Origin of the sequence: Peribacillus sp. FSL P2-0133 (assembly GCF_037975445.1) — a bacterium.
In the GTDB taxonomy this organism is placed as follows: domain Bacteria; phylum Bacillota; class Bacilli; order Bacillales; family DSM-1321; genus Peribacillus; species Peribacillus simplex_E.
In genome coordinates, this window is record NZ_CP150254.1 from 2,328,434 (window position 1) to 2,346,453 (window position 18,020).

General features: G+C 39.3%; 15 protein-coding genes. 12 read left to right on the forward strand and 3 right to left on the reverse strand.

Annotated features, from left to right (window positions below; genetic code table 11):
- Nucleotides 1–394: 394 nt before the first annotated feature.
- Complete coding sequence (locus tag MKY17_RS11190; protein WP_260399711.1) at nt 395–1,360, forward strand: S8 family peptidase; 966 nt, start codon at nt 395–397, stop codon at nt 1,358–1,360.
- A gap of 226 nt (nt 1,361–1,586) precedes the next feature.
- Here MKY17_RS11190 and MKY17_RS11195 read toward each other — a convergent pair whose 3' ends face one another.
- On the reverse strand, nt 1,587–1,781 hold the full coding sequence (locus MKY17_RS11195) for a hypothetical protein (RefSeq protein ID WP_098371756.1): 195 nt from the start codon (nt 1,779–1,781) through the stop codon (nt 1,587–1,589).
- Nucleotides 1,782–1,943: 162 nt separating this feature from the next.
- Here MKY17_RS11195 and MKY17_RS11200 point away from each other — a divergent pair, with 162 nt between their 5' ends.
- The 3 genes from MKY17_RS11200 to MKY17_RS11210 all read left to right on the forward strand — a co-directional run bounded on the left by MKY17_RS11200 (nt 1,944) and on the right by MKY17_RS11210 (nt 4,995).
- A complete protein-coding gene (locus MKY17_RS11200) occupies nt 1,944–2,282 on the forward strand; it encodes a metal-sensitive transcriptional regulator (RefSeq protein WP_286177089.1) in 339 nt (112 codons plus the stop codon).
- A gap of 16 nt (nt 2,283–2,298) precedes the next feature.
- Nucleotides 2,299–2,505 (forward strand): copper chaperone CopZ, encoded by a 207-nt coding sequence (gene copZ, locus MKY17_RS11205; protein ID WP_076368959.1) that lies wholly within the window; start codon nt 2,299–2,301, stop codon nt 2,503–2,505.
- Nucleotides 2,506–2,580: 75 nt separating this feature from the next.
- Nucleotides 2,581–4,995 carry a heavy metal translocating P-type ATPase gene (locus tag MKY17_RS11210; RefSeq protein WP_098371758.1) on the forward strand — a complete coding sequence of 805 codons (2,415 nt, stop codon included), beginning with the start codon at nt 2,581–2,583 and terminating at the stop codon, nt 4,993–4,995.
- A 181-nt stretch (nt 4,996–5,176) separates the two neighbouring features.
- Here the strand turns inward: MKY17_RS11210 and MKY17_RS11215 are convergent, their stop codons facing one another.
- Entirely contained in the window at nt 5,177–5,680 is a 504-nt protein-coding gene (locus MKY17_RS11215; RefSeq protein WP_098371759.1) for a DinB family protein, read from the reverse strand.
- Nucleotides 5,681–6,646: 966 nt separating this feature from the next.
- Between MKY17_RS11215 and MKY17_RS11220 the strand changes: the two genes are divergently transcribed.
- The 3 genes from MKY17_RS11220 (at nt 6,647) to MKY17_RS11230 (ending at nt 10,944) form a co-directional block, all read left to right on the forward strand.
- Nucleotides 6,647–7,567, forward strand: coding sequence for a patatin-like phospholipase family protein (locus tag MKY17_RS11220; RefSeq protein WP_098371760.1), 921 nt, complete (start codon nt 6,647–6,649; stop codon nt 7,565–7,567).
- A 1,070-nt stretch (nt 7,568–8,637) separates the two neighbouring features.
- Nucleotides 8,638–9,936, forward strand: a complete 1,299-nt coding sequence (locus tag MKY17_RS11225; RefSeq protein ID WP_098371761.1) for an MFS transporter — start codon at nt 8,638–8,640, stop codon at nt 9,934–9,936.
- A gap of 21 nt (nt 9,937–9,957) precedes the next feature.
- Nucleotides 9,958–10,944, forward strand: a complete 987-nt coding sequence (locus MKY17_RS11230; protein ID WP_098371762.1) for a D-glycerate dehydrogenase — start codon at nt 9,958–9,960, stop codon at nt 10,942–10,944.
- 477 nt (nt 10,945–11,421) lie between these two features.
- Here MKY17_RS11230 and MKY17_RS11235 read toward each other — a convergent pair whose 3' ends face one another.
- Nucleotides 11,422–11,574, reverse strand: a complete 153-nt coding sequence (locus MKY17_RS11235; protein ID WP_098371763.1) for an aspartyl-phosphate phosphatase Spo0E family protein — start codon at nt 11,572–11,574, stop codon at nt 11,422–11,424.
- A gap of 487 nt (nt 11,575–12,061) precedes the next feature.
- On the opposite strand from MKY17_RS11235, the gene MKY17_RS11240 reads away from it, so the two are divergent.
- The 5 genes from MKY17_RS11240 (at nt 12,062) to MKY17_RS11260 (ending at nt 17,915) form a co-directional block, all read left to right on the forward strand.
- Nucleotides 12,062–13,804 carry an alkaline phosphatase gene (locus MKY17_RS11240; RefSeq protein ID WP_098371764.1) on the forward strand — a complete coding sequence of 581 codons (1,743 nt, stop codon included), beginning with the start codon at nt 12,062–12,064 and terminating at the stop codon, nt 13,802–13,804.
- Between the two features lie 70 nt (nt 13,805–13,874).
- The gene (locus MKY17_RS11245) at nt 13,875–14,087 is read left to right on the forward strand and encodes a twin-arginine translocase TatA/TatE family subunit (protein ID WP_098371765.1); all 213 of its coding nucleotides are present in this window, start codon (nt 13,875–13,877) and stop codon (nt 14,085–14,087) included.
- 116 nt (nt 14,088–14,203) lie between these two features.
- Nucleotides 14,204–14,938 carry a twin-arginine translocase subunit TatC gene (gene tatC, locus MKY17_RS11250; RefSeq protein ID WP_098371766.1) on the forward strand — a complete coding sequence of 245 codons (735 nt, stop codon included), beginning with the start codon at nt 14,204–14,206 and terminating at the stop codon, nt 14,936–14,938.
- A 588-nt stretch (nt 14,939–15,526) separates the two neighbouring features.
- Nucleotides 15,527–16,159 carry a YitT family protein gene (locus MKY17_RS11255; protein WP_098371999.1) on the forward strand — a complete coding sequence of 211 codons (633 nt, stop codon included), beginning with the start codon at nt 15,527–15,529 and terminating at the stop codon, nt 16,157–16,159.
- 343 nt (nt 16,160–16,502) lie between these two features.
- Complete coding sequence (locus MKY17_RS11260; protein ID WP_098371767.1) at nt 16,503–17,915, forward strand: amino acid permease; 1,413 nt, start codon at nt 16,503–16,505, stop codon at nt 17,913–17,915.
- The last annotated feature ends 105 nt before the right edge of the window (nt 17,916–18,020 follow it).

Below are 18,020 nucleotides of genomic sequence, written 5' to 3' on the forward strand. Positions count from 1 at the left end.
AAGTCTATATTGGTTATTATAATGGAAGTGCAAAAGCTGCCGAGGAGGTACCTTTTTTTTCCTTTCCAATAAGGTCGTTTATGTAATTACTATTTTTGCTAAGGTTCTGAAGATTATAGATTTCCATTTCTTCTTTTTACTAAGGATTTGTAAACGGTGATATATCTACTCCATCTCAATTAAATGTATTTTGTTTTAGTAAACTAAAATATCAAATTAGACTAAGGTTTATAGCAAAAGCTTGTCTCCATTCATAGGATAAAGAAAGGCTGTAATCAATGTTATTGGATTCAGCGTTCCTAAACGGGTTTTAAGTGTGGATTCCCCTCAATTGTTATTACAAAAGGAGGTGTTTCTGCCCGTCTTAGGGTTAATATGAAGGGAGAGGCTAGAATTGCCAAATGTTCAATTAGTACCCTTCCAAGTAGAAGGAATAACAGAAAATACCTTGGAAGTTCCACGAGGTATTAGAATGATTCGTGCACGCTCTATTTGGAGAGAAGGGTTTAAGGGTGAGAACATAGTAGTAGCCGTAATCGATACAGGATGCCAGTCAGATCACCCTGATTTGATTGATCAAATTATTGGTGGATATAATTTCACGGACGATTATTATGGTGATCCTGTCAAATTTGCCGATAATAACGGACACGGGACTCATGTTTGCGGAACCATTGCAGCAGCAGAAAATGGTTTTGGAGTTGTAGGTGCAGCACCTAAAGCGAAGTTGCTGGTACTTAAGGTTTTAAATGGATCAGGAGAAGGAACAACAGAAAACATTACGTCAGCTATTAATTACGCTGTCAATTGGACAGGTCCTAATGGCGAAAAAGTACGGGTTATCTCGATGTCATTAGGGGGACCGGATAATGATCCGGCCTTACATTCATCGATTATAAACGCCGTTCAATCTAATATAATGGTCGTGTGTGCCGCGGGAAATGAAGGCGATGGTAAGGCCGAAACAAACGAGTACAGTTATCCAGCTGCATATCCGGAAGTTGTGGCAGTAGGCTCAGTTGACCGGCGTGAACGTATTTCCAGATTTAGTAATTCTAATGGTGAAGTGGATTTAGTAGCCCCTGGGGAGAAAGTTGTATCAACCTTTCCTGGTAACCAATTTGCCGTCTTATCAGGTACATCCATGGCTGCCCCACATGTGTCAGGGGCTGTTGCGCTTTTGATAAATAAATTTGAAACAATACTTGGCCGTAAATTAACAGAGTTAGAAGAATTTAATGAACTCATAAATAATACAGTTTCGCTGGGCAAACCAAAGACTCAAGAAGGGCATGGAATGCTGAAACTAAATCACCAGAAATTAGAAAATATAAAAAAAGTTTTAAGGGAGTTTAGGTAGCCTTAAGATAGAGAACAGAAAAGTATATGATCCTAATTTCATTGCATATTGTGTTAGGAACTCGGATACAAAGTGATACAAACCCTCTGGGAGTTAAAGGGTTTTTTTTTTGTAAATTTATTGCTTATTAAACTACTATGAAAATAAAACTCTAGGTCTAACAAGCTGAAATATTATTAAACCTAAAAAGCTTCTTCAAAGTTTGAACTATGCAGTAGCCGCCTACTTATAACTTTCTATATTTCTCTGGCACTCTGGAATCGAATAAAGGAACTTCTTTTCTTATTTGCGGTACTTTCTTTAAATCTAAAGTTGCCTTTAATTCACCAACTTCTTGATCTAATTTCTGAACAACGTCTCCCAAGGGATCTACAATTTGTGAGGAACCTGCGAATTCCACTCCTAACTGTGTGATCCCCATCTTCACACCTTCAAGTTCGAATAAGTTTTGTTAAACAGACTAAGGAATAGGATATACTTAAAAAGCAAAAAATAAAGAAATATTGACACAATAGCTTTTCTCTTTTCATAGGATAGGAGGGTATGGTATATTAATTTCAAGGAGGGATGGGAAATGGATGAAATGTTGAATGGTAAAGATTCTGTGAATGAAGAAGAATGCTGTACGACCTCTTCCCACGGCCGAAGAAGTCATCACTCAGAAGCAGTAAAAAAGAATTTAACGACCCGGTTAAATCGAATTGAAGGTCAAATTCGCGGTATAAAGGGTCTTATTGAAAAAGATACGTATTGTGATGATGTGATTACCCAAATAGCAGCTACACAAAGCGCGATGAATAGTGTAGCCAAGATATTATTGGAAGGCCATCTAAGGAATTGTGTGGTCGAACGCCTGAATGAAGGGGATACAGAGGTTATAGATGAAGTGCTTGTAACGATACAAAAATTAATGAAAAAATAAAGGAGTAGATGTTGAAATGGAAAATGTAACATTGAGTGTAAGTGGAATGTCTTGTGGTCATTGTGTGAATGCAGTTGAAGGGAATGTAGGAAAACTTGCAGGTGTTGAAAGCGTAAAAGTACATTTGGACGCAGGAAAAGTAGATGTAGCGTTTGATAAGGAAAAAGTATCACTTGAGAAAATAAAAGAAACAATCGATGATCAAGGCTACGATGTCGAATAAGTCATGGGAGTGCTGTTAAGCACTTTTTTTTACAAAAAAATATACCCCATAGCGGTATAGGAAGGCGGGGATGATGTGAGCGGCCAAATAAAAGAAACAACAATGCAGATTACAGGTATGACTTGCGCTGCCTGTGCAAACCGGATTGAAAAAGGGTTAAACCGAATGGAAGGCGTTGAGGAAGCCACCGTTAATTTGGCTCTTGAGAAATCGGTCATTAAATATGATACGGAAAAATTAAGCAACAAGGACTTTGAAAAGAAAATTCAAGATCTTGGCTATGATGTAGTAAAAGAGAAAAAGGAATTTACGATTACAGGCATGACCTGTGCTGCCTGTGCTAACCGAATTGAAAAAGGGTTAAATAAGCTTGATGGAGTAAGCATGGCCAATGTGAACCTTGCGCTTGAAAATGCGACAGTCGAATATGATCCTTCCGAAGCCTCCCCAGTTGACATCATTCAACGGGTGGAGAAGTTAGGGTATGGGGCGATCATCAAGGAAGATAACACGGAATCCGTGGATTTCCGTCAAAAAGAAATTCAAAAACAAAAGAATACATTCATTCTTTCGGTCATATTATCATTTCCATTGTTATGGGCGATGGTAAGTCATTTTAGTTTTACTTCGTTTATTTATATGCCTGATTTCCTCATGAATCCTTGGGTGCAAATGGCATTCGCCACCCCAGTGCAATTTCTGATTGGAAAGCAGTTTTATGTTGGGGCTTATAAAGCCTTGAAAAATAAAAGTGCCAATATGGATGTATTAGTCGCAATGGGAACATCCGCTGCCTATTTTTACAGTGTTTATCAGGCGATCATCTCGATGGGATCCCATCACAATACGGCACAACTATATTTCGAAACTAGTTCGATTCTTATCACCCTCATTCTATTAGGGAAGCTTTTTGAAGCAAAAGCAAAAGGACGTTCTTCCGAGGCCATCAAAAAATTGATGGGGCTTCAGGCCAAAACGGCACTGGTGTTAAGGAACGGGGAAGAACGCGAAATACCACTTGAGGAAGTCATCGTGGGAGATACGATATTGGTGAAGCCGGGTGAAAAGATCCCTGTCGATGGAGAAGTAGTCGAAGGGAACTCTGCCGTTGATGAATCCATGTTAACGGGTGAGAGCATTCCGGTGGATAAAACAAACGGGGATACTGTGATCGGTTCAACATTGAATAAGAATGGTTTTCTCAAAATGAAAGCGACAAAGATTGGAAGGGATACAGCTCTTTCTCAAATCATAAAAGTGGTTGAAGATGCTCAAGGGTCCAAAGCCCCGATTCAACGTCTTGCTGACCAAATTTCCGGTGTCTTCGTTCCCATTGTTGTCGGAATCGCCCTTTTAACTTTTCTGGTTTGGATGATATGGGTTAACCCTGGAGAATTCACACCAGCTTTTGAAGCGATGATTGCAGTGCTAGTCATAGCCTGTCCATGTGCTTTAGGTCTGGCCACTCCAACATCCATCATGGCAGGATCAGGTCGGGCCGCTGAATTCGGTATTTTATTTAAAGGCGGGGAACACTTGGAAACCACACACCATATAGATACGGTCATTTTGGATAAAACGGGAACAGTGACAAATGGTACCCCAGTGTTGACCGATGTCCTCATCGAGAACGGTATGGAAGAAGAACAGTTTTTATCTCTAATCGGCGCAGCTGAAAAACAATCTGAACACCCTCTTGCGCAATCAATCGTTCAAGGAATTCAAGCAAGACAGATATCACTTGCTGCGATTGAGGAATTTGAAGCGATTCCTGGATACGGCGTGAGAGCTGTAGTGGATCAAAAAGTATTATACGTAGGAACGCGTAAATTGATGAAGCAAAATAACGTGGATATTACTAATGCCCTTACAGCGATGGAAGCTTTTGAAGAGCAAGGGAAGACAGCAATGCTCGCTAGCATTGAAGGTGAATATGCAGGCCTCATTGCCGTTGCCGATACGATAAAAGATACCTCGCTAACGGCGATTAAAAGGTTGAAAGCAATGGATATCCAGGTCATCATGATAACCGGGGATAATCAAAGGACAGCAAATGCCATCGGCAATCAAGTGGGCATTGACCAAGTGATTGCAGAAGTCCTTCCTGAAGGGAAAGCGGAAGAAGTGAAAAAACTGCAGGCAGCCGGTAAAAGAGTGGCAATGGTCGGAGATGGTATAAATGATGCTCCCGCGCTGGCACTAGCCGATATAGGAATGGCCATAGGAACCGGGACGGACGTAGCCATGGAAGCTGCCGATATCACTTTGATCCGGGGTGATTTGAACAGTATTGCTGATGCAATCCTCATGAGCAGGAAAACGATGCGGAATATCAAACAAAACCTATTCTGGGCTTTTGCCTACAATGTAATCGGGATACCAATTGCGGCAATCGGACTGCTTGCCCCCTGGTTAGCTGGTGCTGCCATGGCTTTCAGTTCTGTATCAGTCGTATTGAATGCACTTCGCCTTCAACGGGTAAAGCTCTGAAGATCATGTAACATATCATGAAGGCATTTATACTGACAAAAACCATGCCACGAGCGTTTGGATTTTCATTCCCAACAAATAAAAGCCGATGATTCCTTGGCAAGTGAATCATCGGCTTTCATCTGGATGTTTATAGCGACCCCTATATGATGTTCCTTCATACTTTCGGTTGCCAAACCGCTTATTTTAAACAGTAAAATACATAATCCGTTGGTGCGCCACGCTCGCCTTGTTGATGGAGCATCGCTGATACGTTACCGCGATGATAGGTCCCATGATTCACTACATGATGGATTAGGTCGGCAAGTACAAACTCACAAGCCCCCATTTTGGGATGTTCGGTTACAATGGTCCGTTCAAAATCAGGCTGTGAAGTAAAAAAATTATCATAATCCTTTGCAAGTTCATCATAGGAGGATTCAAGTTCACTTATTGAGACTCCGTCCACTTCTTTCCGCCGCTGTTCAACTTTCTTAAAAGTATCTTGAATGGTGCATCCTTTCATTATTTCCAACCAGGTAATATCTGTTGCGTAAAGGTGAACAAGGACTTCCTTGATGGATGGAAAGACACTTTTTATCGTGTCGCCATAGACTCCGTCCGGTAATTGTTTTAGGTTTTGGAACACTTGCTGATTAGCCCACACGTGGTAATCATACATTTTCCTTGCTCGGTTCATTTCCATTTTTTCACTCCTTCAATTGTTACATATCCTTTTCGACATAATTAAAAAAATACCTCTATAAAAAATAACGGTCATCCTGTAAAGAAAATTACTTTTTTGATAAGTGAATAAATTGGTTTTTCACCAAAAAAGAACTGCTGAACGTTCCTCTTAGTTCCCAATACTAATCTTAGTGTCCTTATTCTTTTTGAATAATTAATCCAATAATTTTCTATTGAGATAACTTAAAGTTTAGTAGAGCCTAAATAAAAGAAGAAGTGGGGTAGATACTTTACTATTTTGGAAGAAAGATAAATAATTAAATTCTGTTAGTTTACATAAATGACCTTACCCACTTTGAGGCATTAGTTCAACAATATAAACATTATTTTGATTCGATAAGGTTTTTTAGAAGGTATCTGATAATTTGTCCATGCAATTGCCTCGTTTTATACATACCATGATAAAAGATGCCATCCTACTACAGTTATTATGTTTGATTACCATCACCTTTGCGTTCACCCATGTTAAGGGGGTCTATCCACTTTTAATATAATAGTAGAGCCATAGTAGATGAAGGGTCTCTCAAATAGGGAATCAACAGACATGTAGTTTTGATAAAAGGTTTTAAAAAATAAAAAAGGAAAAATGGATGGATATGCAACCAATTGTCAATCAGGGATGGAAAGCATAAACAGAGATTAGAAGTGCGGTTAATCATGCGAACAACCTGAAAAGCTGGCAAGGTCAAAGAACATGATATTACAGAAGTTGTGTTAGAAAAAAACACAACCATGAGAATCTAGATCCTGTTAGCGAACTAATTTGTTAGAAAAATAGAACCGTCATTAATTCCAATCATCGATGTCAAGCGGTTTTATTCTTCAACTGACGGGGCTGATTTTTGGATTTCAAGAGTGTGAAAATTCGCTTTATTTGAAAGTATTGTTAATAATTATAATAACTCTTATCGAGGGGTGGAAAAAAATGAAAGCAGATGCCGTTTTTGAAGGTGGGGGGGTCAGGGGAATTGCTTTTATTGGAGCGATTCAAGCAATGGAAGAGGAAAAAGTAGAATGGGAAAGACTCGCTGGGACATCAGCAGGAGCAGTAATCGCAGCTCTTTTGGCTAGTGGCTATAAAAGCCATGAAATTAGAGAACGGTATAGTGAAATCAACTACTCAAAGATGCGAGGCAGGACAATTCTAAATCGAATTCCCATTTTTGGCTCCTTTTTGGAACTTATGGTTCACCTTGGGATTTATAAAAACGACTATTTGGAAACGTGGGTGGATTCTCTTCTTTCAGAAAAAGGGATTAGGACATTCGCGGATCTTCCAGATGGAAAGTTGAAGATAATTGCGTCTGATGTTTCGAATGGTCAGATGCTTATTTTGCCAGATGATTTGGAACGCTATGGGATGTCTCCTGCTGATTTAAAAGTTTCAACTGCCGTAATGATGAGTGCCTCTCTACCATTTTTCTTCCGTCCGGTTATTTGGAAATCAAAAGACCGGAAAAAATCCTACATTTTAGATGGTGGTTTACTTAGTAACTTCCCAATATGGATTTTCGATACAGACAATCCTCGCTTTCCAACATTCGGATTCCATTTTGTGAAAGATGAAGTTAACATAGATCCGGTAATACCAACGCCAATCCACCTTTTCAAAAATATATTTAAAACGATGCTTCAAGCCCATGATTTACGACATATGAACGAAGAAACGATTGAACGCACGATTCAAATTCCTACTGGCGGCATCAACGCAACGGACTTTGAACTGAATGAGGATGAAATCGACTTTCTCTATAAATCAGGCTATACTTCTGCAAAAGAATTTTTGTCTGAGTGGGATTTTGAACAATATAAGCACAAACGGATGCAAAGAGTAAAAAATAAGTAGGGAGAAACATTACCCTATCGTTTCAAAAGGGTGAAAGAGTGGGACAAGGAGCTGTTACAACGGCTCTTTTTCTTATTGAACTAACGATCAATAGTTTAATATGAGGCATAGTTGTCTTGAGCTTAAAAGCAATAAATGGAAATGCGAAATCATAAAAAATTAACCAGAGATATTATTTTAGAATTTTTTAAATGGATAAACGGAAATAAAAGATTGAAAAAAGAAAACAACGTTGGAAGAAATATATACCATAAATGAATTCCCTTACCAGATTCAGGAGATGGATCAATCGAATAAATCGTTTCCGCTATAAATTATGAAATTCAATGAACAGATCCTAAAAGGAGAAGAGATAGGAGGAACTCAATGTCACTGTGAGGAACGGATGATGAGCCAGCCTTTCATTCCTCTTTAAAAAATACTGAGAAAAAATATAGTTGTAGTAAATGTGCGAAGGGATGGGATCTCCAAAACAAATGAAAACAGTATTCCGGGTGCTTATCAGGAAGTAGTGGAAGCTCCGTTAACCATCCCAGCTTCCATTAAGATATTGTAATACCAATAGAAAAGTGGATTCAGCAGCGCCAAGCGAACAATTAATGTCCCACTTATCTGGTAAACTACATACTGCTTTATCAGGTACGTCTATGGACGTCCCGCATGTATCAGGAGCGCTTGCGTATATTATAGAAAAGTAATAAAAAACGTCTCTAAGCCTTTCCGGTAGCAAAGCCAGAGATGGAAATGGATCGTGGGCTAAAGTTTGTTATAATTTTACTCTCAAAAAAACGGTCTATCAATTTTTCCCCACTTGGCATAAAACGTTTGCTAGGAATATAATCCTAAAAATAAGAATAAAGATTGACAATCACACATCCTCATAATACGATACTTTACAGAATAAATAGAATTTTCTTTTTATTTTTTTGTCACAAAACAAAAACCGAGTTTTATATTATAAAACAATAACCTCCTTGTATATACATATTCTCCAAGCGTGAACTTTGACTTTTTCTAATTTTGGAAGCGCTGCCAATTACGGCGTTTTATATAACAAGGGGGGATAAGGTATGGAAGCAAGAATGGAAACAAAGCAAGAAAAGCCATTAAATATTGGCCGGAAATTTCGCTGGACCGTCGTCATCTGGTTATTGATTGGGGGAATAATCAACTATCTAGATCGGGCCAACCTCTCCATTGCGGCTCCCGAAATGATGAAGGATCTCGGACTGAGCGTGACCGAAATCGGGTTATTGGGAACCTTTTTTTCTTGGAGTTATGCATTAATGCAGCTTCCTTCCGGCTGGCTGATTGATCGGTTCGGGACCAAAAAGGTGTATACAATTGCGCTTATTTGGTGGAGCGGTGCGACCATTTTAACCGGAGCCGTTCATAAAATGAGTTCATTTATTGCTGCACGGATTTTACTTGGAGTGGGAGAAGCACCGTGTTTTCCGACGATGGCTAAGATCACTTCGTATTGGTTTCCTAAAAAGGAACGAGGCTTGGCAACTGGAATTTGGGATTCTTCGTCCAAATGGGGACCAGCCATTGCACCGCCAATTCTCGTTTTTATCATGGTGACGTTTGGATGGAGAGCGCTGTTTTATATAACGGGTGTGATCGGAATCATCTTCGCGATCGGTTTTGTTATTTTTTATAAAAATCCTGAAAAAAGCCAAAAACTTTCCAAGGAGGAATTTGATTACATTAAGTCGGAAGGTGGTGGAGTGGAGCAAGGTATTCAATCATCAAAAATAAAATGGGGTTCGTTATTTAAATATCGAAGCGTGTGGGGGATGATTCTGGGCTTCTTCTGTACCATTTGGATTTGGAACATTTTCCTTGTCTTCCTTCCCCTTTATTTGTTTGATGTCCATCATGTCTCACTTAAAGAAATGGGTATATATGCTGGTATTCCTTGGCTTGGCGGAATCTTTGGCAATATTTTCGGAGGATATCTTACTAAAAAATGGGTCGACAAAGGAATTACTACACCTATTAAAGCAAAGCGTGCCTTAATTAGTATATGTGCCATCTCGGCCGCTATTGTTGTATGTGCAGTTCCACTTGCCAAAGGGCTCGCTATTACCTTAACATTACTGACCCTTGCCCTTTGTTTTATTTCTGCCATTACAGGCAGCGCGTGGGCACTTGCCGGTGACATTGCTCCTCCTTCCATGGTTGCTTCCGTAGGTGCAATTCAGAATTTTGGCGGTTATTTTGGTGGAGCCTTTTCCCCTGTTGTGGCAGGCATGATAGTGGATGCAACTGGTTCTTACTCTCTTGCCTTTATATCTGGCGGTTTAATCGCCGGATGCGCCGCAATCTGTTATTGGTTTATTGTAAAACATCCTATTCAAGAATAGGGTAATCGAGGAGGACATAAATTGATGCCAAAAGTGTATATAGCAAGACCAGTACCGGCCGAGGTAGAGGCATTTATTTCGAAATATTGTCAGTATGAAAAATGGAAAGGCCCTGAACCAATCACCAGAAGCCAGCTGTTAAAGGAAATTTCCGATGTGGAGGGACTGCTCATCACAGGAGAAAAAATAAATGATGAATTTCTGGACCATGCACCATGTCTAAAGGCTGTCAGCAATATCTCGGTAGGCTACAACAACTTTGATCTAGAGGCAATGAAAAAGAGAAGCATAATCGGTACAAATACACCTGATGTTCTCAATGAAACCGTGGCTGATTTAGCTTTAGCCTTAATGCTCTCAGCAGCCCGCCGTATTCCGGAACTGGACAAGCTTGTAAAGGATGGCAAGTGGGGAAATAAAGGCGATGAACCCCTCTTTGGCGTTGATGTTCATGGGAAAACATTGGGCATCATCGGTATGGGGAGAATTGGGGAATCTATTGCAAGACGAGGCAAATTCGGTTTTAACATGGAAGTTTTGTATCATAATCGGCGAAGAAAATCCGAAGTGGAGGAAACGCTTAGTACAACCTACTCCTCTTTAGAGCACCTTTTACGGGAATCCGATTTCGTTCTTTTAATGGTCCCTTATACTCCGGAGACGAGGCATCTTATGGGACGGGAGCAATTCGCGCTGATGAAAAAATCCGCGATCTTTATCAATACATCCCGCGGTCAGACGGTGGACGAAAAGGCCCTCATTGAAGCACTGCGAAATAAGGAAATCCTTGCAGCTGGTTTGGATGTATTTGAACAGGAACCCGTATCGCCTGACAATCCGCTTTTAGCCATGCCGAACGTGGTTACCTTGCCGCATATAGGTTCAGCTACTCATCAGACACGATTTGATATGGCCATGCTTGCGGCGAAGAACCTCGTTGCAGCGGTTACTGGAAGGGAGGTAAGCAATGTTGTCCCTGAATTGAAAGGACTTCAGTCACAAAAATAGTAAAAATTATTAACACAGTGGAAATATTAGGTTGGCCATGACAAATTAAAAGAATCGTTGATATTTAAAATTCACACCATTCATAAATTTAGATGAGATAGATAGTTTTTTATTAAATGCAGGACATAAAAGAAAAATTCGTTAAAAAGGCATCCATTCAATTTGGATGCCTTTTTAATGGGGAGAAAGTATGTGTTCAAAATGACCCTAAACAATTTGTTCTACGGCACAATTCCAACCAACAAAATAAGACGTAGAAGACTTGACTAGGAAGCATTAGGTTAGAAGGGATGATCATTCATTAGATATATTACAGAAAGAATAGTCCACGGGTCCAAGAAAAGAATACGAGGTGGTTAAGAAGAGAAATATGCTGCATGAACTGCATAGTGACTATTAAAAATAATTCTAAAATAACTCCATGTGTGCAGTTGTAATGATCCCAAGAAGTATTAGTAGAATTAGACATATTTTAAATCATTTGGTTCTTTTTCTTTTCCTAAGTAAATTCAATAGTTTATCTAGTTCCTGGCTTTTATATAATGTTGTTGGGGCTGTAAAACCATATATCATTCCTATAGTTATTAATTCTTTCCTCAATATCTCAATTTTTTCATTTAATTCTTCCATACTCTCCAATGCAGAATCCCTCAAGTACTTTCATTTTTTGTTATGAAACCATTATTACATAAATTAGGATGTTTTTAAATAAAAAGTGAGTGACTACTCATAAATTATTTGGACATTCATTAGTCCGATTTTGTATCTTGCTTTTATTCTACTTTCCCGCAGACTTCATTAGGCTTACATAAACAGATGAAATACTATAAGTTTATTAAAAATTTTTCATTGTTAAAATAGCCCATGGAAGTTATTTGTAACGATTAAATAAATGATTCATGAAGAGAACTAGGTCGAAAGACTGTCGTTATGTGTTAAAGTTTGTAGGTCTATGTAAATGCATGAGTGAATCAAAACTCTTTTTGTGTTCAATGGGGACCATTAGTCCTGACTGAAAATTCCTAATTGGAAATTTATTGATTTACACTTCTTCATACACCTTTAAAAATGCCCTACTATACTTGAACCAGATTCAAATAATAGGAGGGAAAGATCTATGAATAATGAAAGAGCAATGGATGATTTAATTAAGAATTGGAGCGAATTAGGTAAGAATATGGACCGCAGAAACTTTATCCAGGGAGCAAGTAAGCTTGCCGGACTTTCATTAGGTCTTGCCCTTGCCCAATCAATGGGCGGGATTGAAGTAAATGCTGCCCCGAAATTCAGTGATTATCCATTTACTCTCGGAGTAGCTTCAGGTGATCCGCTCTCGGACAGTGTAGTTTTATGGACAAGGTTGGCACCTGATCCGTTGAATGGCGGAGGAATGCCAAAAGAAGCCATTTCCGTTAAATGGGAAGTGGCAAAGGATGAGAATTTCAGAAAGATTGTCCAGCAAGGCAAGGAAATAGCCAGGCCGGAACTTGGCCACTCCGTTCATGTGGAAGTAAGCGGGTTAAAACCTGATAAGGTCTATTTTTACCGTTTTAAAAGCGGAGGGGAAGTAAGTCAGACTGGGAAAACGAAAACACTTCCGCCAATAGGTTCAAGTGTATCTAGCTTATCATTCGCGTTTGTTTCATGCCAGCAATTTGAGCATGGTTATTATACGGCCTATAAACATTTGGCAAAAGAAGATCTGGATATTGTCTTTCACCTTGGCGATTACATATATGAATATGGCCCAAATGAATATGTTTCTTCTTCAGGTAATGTCCGTGTACATAGTGGTCCGGAGATCATCACGCTTGAGGATTATCGAAATAGGTACGCACAATACCGCTCCGATACCCATTTAAAAGCGGCACACGCAGCTTTCCCATGGGTCGTGACTTGGGATGATCATGAAGTTGAAAACAATTATGCAAATGTCATTCCGGAAAAAGGACAATCGGTAGAAGCATTCATCAAGAGAAGGGCCGCCGCCTATCAAGCTTACTATGAGCATATGCCCCTTCGTAAATCATCTTTGCCTAAGGGAGCGGATATGCGGTTATACAGAAATTTCACATATGGCGATCTGGCCTCTTTCTTTGTATTGGATTCCCGTCAATACCGGGATGATCAGGCAAACGGCGATGGAAGTTCCCCGCAAACGCCTGAGTCACTTGATCCGAAAAGGACATTGCTAGGTCCAGAGCAGGAACAGTGGCTAACTGACAATCTATCAAAATCCAATACAAAGTGGAACGTTTTGCCTCAGCAGATTTTCTTTGCACAAAGGAATTATGGAACACCAACCGCTCCCAAATTCAGCATGGATTCCTGGGATGGCTACCCGGCTGCACGCGATCGTTTAATTGATGTAATCAAAAGAAACAACCTGGAAAATCTGGTCGTGTTGACCGGTGATGTACATGCAAGCTGGGCAGCCAATTTAAAGGCGGATTTCGATGATCCAAATTCAAAGATTTTCGGTGTGGAGTTTGTCGGAACTTCCATCACATCTGGTGGAAATGGAGCGGATAAGCGTGCGGATACTGATAAAATACTAAGTCAGAATCCACATATAAAGTTCTTTAATGATTACCGGGGATATGTCCGGTGCAAAGTAACCCCAGAACAATGGAAGGCTGACTACCGTGTAGTCCCATTCGTGACAGAACCAGGTGCAGACATATCGACAAGAGCATCCTTTGTTTTTGATAAGGATCAAACAGGGCTGCGAAAGGTTGCATCAGCAGCGGTTATGGAAGGTGTACAAAAAACGAACGAAGTCGAGGAAGATCGGACACGGGCCCATAATCGCGCACATGAAAAACAAAGAATGAAAAAGCAGGGGAAAGTGACTAATTGATAGGGAACGATAATGATGCTTGACAAGAATATAGCGAAGAAAAATGAGAAAATCAGAGGAGTGAATAAGAATGCTTTCAAATATAGGAATACCCGGTTTGGTGATTGTTCTCGTGATTGCACTGATTATTTTTGGACCGTCCAAGCTGCCGGAAATAGGCCGTGCATTTGGCCGGACTTTATCCGAATTCAAAAGTGCAACCAAAGGTTTGGTGAATGATTCAGATAAAGAGGAAGAAAATGAGAATAAAGCTGCGTTAAGAGCTGTTAAAAAAGAGGGATGAATTTAATGGGATAGAGCGGGCGGAAAGACTCGCCTGCTTCTTTTCATGAGAAGGGTTCGAGGGAGAATGCTATTTTGCAATAGTGCAAGTGAAATGCCTAAAAAGGAGGAGTGAAGGTGGAAAGTAAGGATTTACACGTTATTGAACATATGGAGGAGCTCCGAGGCAGAATCATTAAAACACTGATAGGTTTTTTGGCTTTTTTCATAGTGAGTTTCATATTCGTACAGGATATTTATGATTTGCTCATTAAGGATTTGGAAGGAAAGCTTGCCGTGCTCGGACCAAGTGAAATCCTATGGGTATACATGATTATCGCTGCGGTTTGTGCAATAGCTGCGACGATTCCGCTAGCAGCCTATCAGTTATGGCGCTTTGTGGCTCCAGCGCTGAAACCGGAAGAGAGAAGAGTTACATTTCGGTTCATACCCGGGCTCTTCATTCTATTCATCACCGGTATCTCATTTGGATATTTTGTGTTGTTTCCAATAGTGCTGGGTTTTCTCACTTCCCTATCGGCCGGGCAGTTCGAGATGATGTTCACAGCGGAAAAGTATTTTCGGTTCATGATTAATTTGATCTTACCTTTCGGGATTTTATTCGAAATGCCGCTTGTGGTCATGTTCCTGACCAGATTAGGCATCATCAATCCAACAGTGTTGAAAAAGTCTCGTAAGATTTCTTATTTCGTCCTGGTCATCATCTCGATCCTGATTACGCCTCCAGATATCATTTCGGACATTTTGGTTATCGTCCCTCTGCTTGTGCTATATGAAGTGAGTGTACAGCTGTCCAATATGGTTTATCGAAAAAGGCTGATGAAAGATGAGTCAGCTTTACCAGTAACATGAAATGGTTAATTGACAACTTATCGAAAAAACATTTCTTGGGAAATAGTTAATGGAACACTAAAAAGTTGAGGGGCATACCCCTCAACTTTTTTATTGCGGAATAATAATTGATGGGACTAATTAGGGGGATATACATTTACCTGCATACCTAAACAGTTTTTTTATCTTTTTGTCAGGTTGTTTAATGTCGGACTAAGTCTATTGAAGCGAGATTATAAATAGCCTTCTCCTTGTATAACCCATTGGAAATTTAAATCATTTATTGGAATGTCTTATTCATTCAGGTAAACTCAAAGGCTTCTGAACAGCGTTAAGTTGTACAAAAAAATAGTAAAAATGAACATCTTCAAGTTTTAAGGGGGATGTTTTATTTTATTTATTAGAAGGAGAGAGGATTCTGGTTAGCGAATTATTGTAATCACTTGAACCAAAATATGCATACTTCATAAAATCATTCAAAGTATCGAACGGGAAAAGGTTCGAATAAATAGTTGTAAGAGATGAATGTGTATCTTATGGTTCAAGTATAAATATATATTTAGGGGGGGAAAGCATTATCAAAATATCGAACGGGATGGTGAGAAGTTTATGAAGGATTTAGTGAAAATTATCACAGGAAACATTTCCATGACCTTTGCCTATGCTTATTTAATCGTTCCCAATGAAATTATTAACGGCGGGGTAACTAGCTCGGCATTATTATTGAATGCATTATCGGGTTATAACATTGCCATGCTAGCCAATTTCGTAACAGGATTACTGTTAATCATTTGTTTAGTTTTTCTAGGGAAAGAATACTTTATTAAATCGATCGTAAGTTCGCTTAGCTATATGGTTTTTTTCAATTTTTTTTATTCATGGAAGATTAATTTCGATATAAATATCGCTTTAGTGATTATCATTTCATCGATTTTGATAGCGATAGGTTATTATTTATGTATAACAGCAAATGCCTCCACTGTTGGCTTTGATGTGATTGCCTTAATTTTACATCATAAAAATGAAAGAATAGATATTGCTGCGACAATAAGGGTTATTAATCTTATCGTACTGATATTGGGCCTTCTTGTTTACGGTTATACATCGATTGTTAAGGGAATTGCGTTTACATTGCTTTTTTCATACCTTCTAAAGAAAATGCTGGATAGGAAGCAGAATACCGTAAAATTAGCAACGGAAAGTGTGCTAGATGAATCCTCCAAGGTGAAAGAAGTAAAATGAAAAATATTGAGGTTTGCAGTATTAATGGGCACCTTTTTTATTTGAAAATTTTCATTTTGTTATCTAAATATTCTGATTTTTAAATTGACTTTAAAAAAATCAGAGTGTATTATACACATAGAAAGTGGTACTAACATCATGACGTAGTGATGTTAGATCCGCTTCGGATTTCAAAATAGCCTTAAGGAAGGGGGAATAGTGATATAGATACTTAAGTTCATAGCCTAGTTCCCACTATCTTTGTGAAAGTGTAAAGGACAGGCAGTTGAAAAAGCCTTGTTTTTACATGCAAGTAGCGATTATTTTAGTTGATTCCCCAAAATATTGAAAGTTGGTGGAGGGTATGAAACATCAACAGGAAGAACTGAAACCAGGTCTGAAACAAAGACATTTAACGATGATATCCTTAAGTGGTGTCATAGGCGCTGGTTTGTTCGTAGGAAGCGGTATCATTATTGGTCAAACGGGCCCCGGGGCGATATTATCATATGTTTTGGCAGGCTTGATCGTTGTTCTAGTCATGAGGATGCTTGGGGAAATGGCCACAGTGAATCCCAATACTGGATCTTTTGCCGTATATGCAAGAGAGGGGATTGGTGAATGGGCCGGTTTTACAACAGGTTGGTTATATTGGTTCTTTTGGGTTATCGTCATTGCTTTGGAAGCAACAGCGGGAGCTGCAATCATACACAGCTGGCTTCCTTCCGTTCCCGTTTGGGTCATAAGTCTATCTTTGATTATCCTATTGAAACTGACGAATATTTTTTCTGTAAAATCGTTTGGTGAGTTCGAATACTGGTTTTCAATCATTAAAATAATCAGTATCATCCTATTTTTGTGCCTGGGTGTGGCAGTGATATTAGGGTTTATCCCAACGATAAAACCACCTGGCGCCTCCAATCTTCTGAATTTTGGCGGTTTTATTCCGAACGGGATAAGTTCTGTTCTTGTTGGCGTCGCGATTGTTTTTCATGCATTTGTTGGAGTGGAGATTCCAGCGATTGCCGCGGGTGAGACGAGTGATCCGGTTAAGTCAGTTAGAAGTGCATTGAATAGTGTGGTATGGCGAATCCTGATTTTCTATATTGGGTCCATCGCCATTCTAGTGACGCTATTACCTTGGAATTCGGCTTCTTTGCTGAAAAGTCCATTTGTTGCCGTACTTGAAATGATGGGAATCCCTTCTGCTGCCCTGATCATGAATATAGTGATTCTCATTGCATTGCTTTCCTGTTTGAATTCGGGGTTATATACGAGTTCACGCATGTTATTTTCACTTGCACAAAAGGGTGATGCTCCAAAGTTATTTTCAAAAGTGAGCAAGAACGGTGTCCCTATATTTGCTGTAGTCGGCTCTACATTATTTGCCTTTATCAGCACCATTTTCAGTTATGTCTCACCTGATAAAATCTTTTTCTTTTTAGTGAATTCCTCGGGTGGAGTCGGAATTCTTGTTTATCTGGCCATTGCGGTTTCCCATCTCAGATTAAGGAAGAGAATGGAGAAAGAAAATCCCGGAATTTTCAAGATCAAAATGTGGTTATTCCCTTATTTGACTTATGTAACCATACTATCCATGATTTCCGTTTTGGTATTAATGGCATTTATCGATTCGCAGCGTCCACAGTTCATCTTTACCATGCTATTTAGCTTGATCGTTATCTGTTCATTCTTTTTCCTTCGGCGCAAAAAAGCGAAGTATATGGAGAATGAATTAAATATTGTTTCTGGTTCCCCTAATTCTGAAAAATTATAGCTTTTGCTCTATACCATTTTAAGGCAATGCTTCGTTTACTTCTATGGAACTCCTCAGACAAAATTCTTCAATCACAAATCAGCTAGAATATGATTCCCATAGAAA

Coding starts and splice junctions, on each gene's coding strand:
- MKY17_RS11215 (WP_098371759.1), bottom strand. CDS start 5,680: ATGGAAATGAACCGAGCAAGGAAAATGTATGATTACCACGTGTGGGCT.
- MKY17_RS11260 (WP_098371767.1), top strand. CDS start 16,503: ATGAAACATCAACAGGAAGAACTGAAACCAGGTCTGAAACAAAGACAT.
- MKY17_RS11235 (WP_098371763.1), bottom strand. CDS start 11,574: ATGGAAGAATTAAATGAAAAAATTGAGATATTGAGGAAAGAATTAATA.
- MKY17_RS11225 (WP_098371761.1), top strand. CDS start 8,638: ATGGAAGCAAGAATGGAAACAAAGCAAGAAAAGCCATTAAATATTGGC.
- MKY17_RS11220 (WP_098371760.1), top strand. CDS start 6,647: ATGAAAGCAGATGCCGTTTTTGAAGGTGGGGGGGTCAGGGGAATTGCT.
- copZ (WP_076368959.1), top strand. CDS start 2,299: ATGGAAAATGTAACATTGAGTGTAAGTGGAATGTCTTGTGGTCATTGT.
- MKY17_RS11200 (WP_286177089.1), top strand. CDS start 1,944: ATGTTGAATGGTAAAGATTCTGTGAATGAAGAAGAATGCTGTACGACC.
- MKY17_RS11255 (WP_098371999.1), top strand. CDS start 15,527: ATGAAGGATTTAGTGAAAATTATCACAGGAAACATTTCCATGACCTTT.
- MKY17_RS11195 (WP_098371756.1), bottom strand. CDS start 1,781: ATGGGGATCACACAGTTAGGAGTGGAATTCGCAGGTTCCTCACAAATT.
- MKY17_RS11245 (WP_098371765.1), top strand. CDS start 13,875: ATGCTTTCAAATATAGGAATACCCGGTTTGGTGATTGTTCTCGTGATT.
- MKY17_RS11240 (WP_098371764.1), top strand. CDS start 12,062: ATGAATAATGAAAGAGCAATGGATGATTTAATTAAGAATTGGAGCGAA.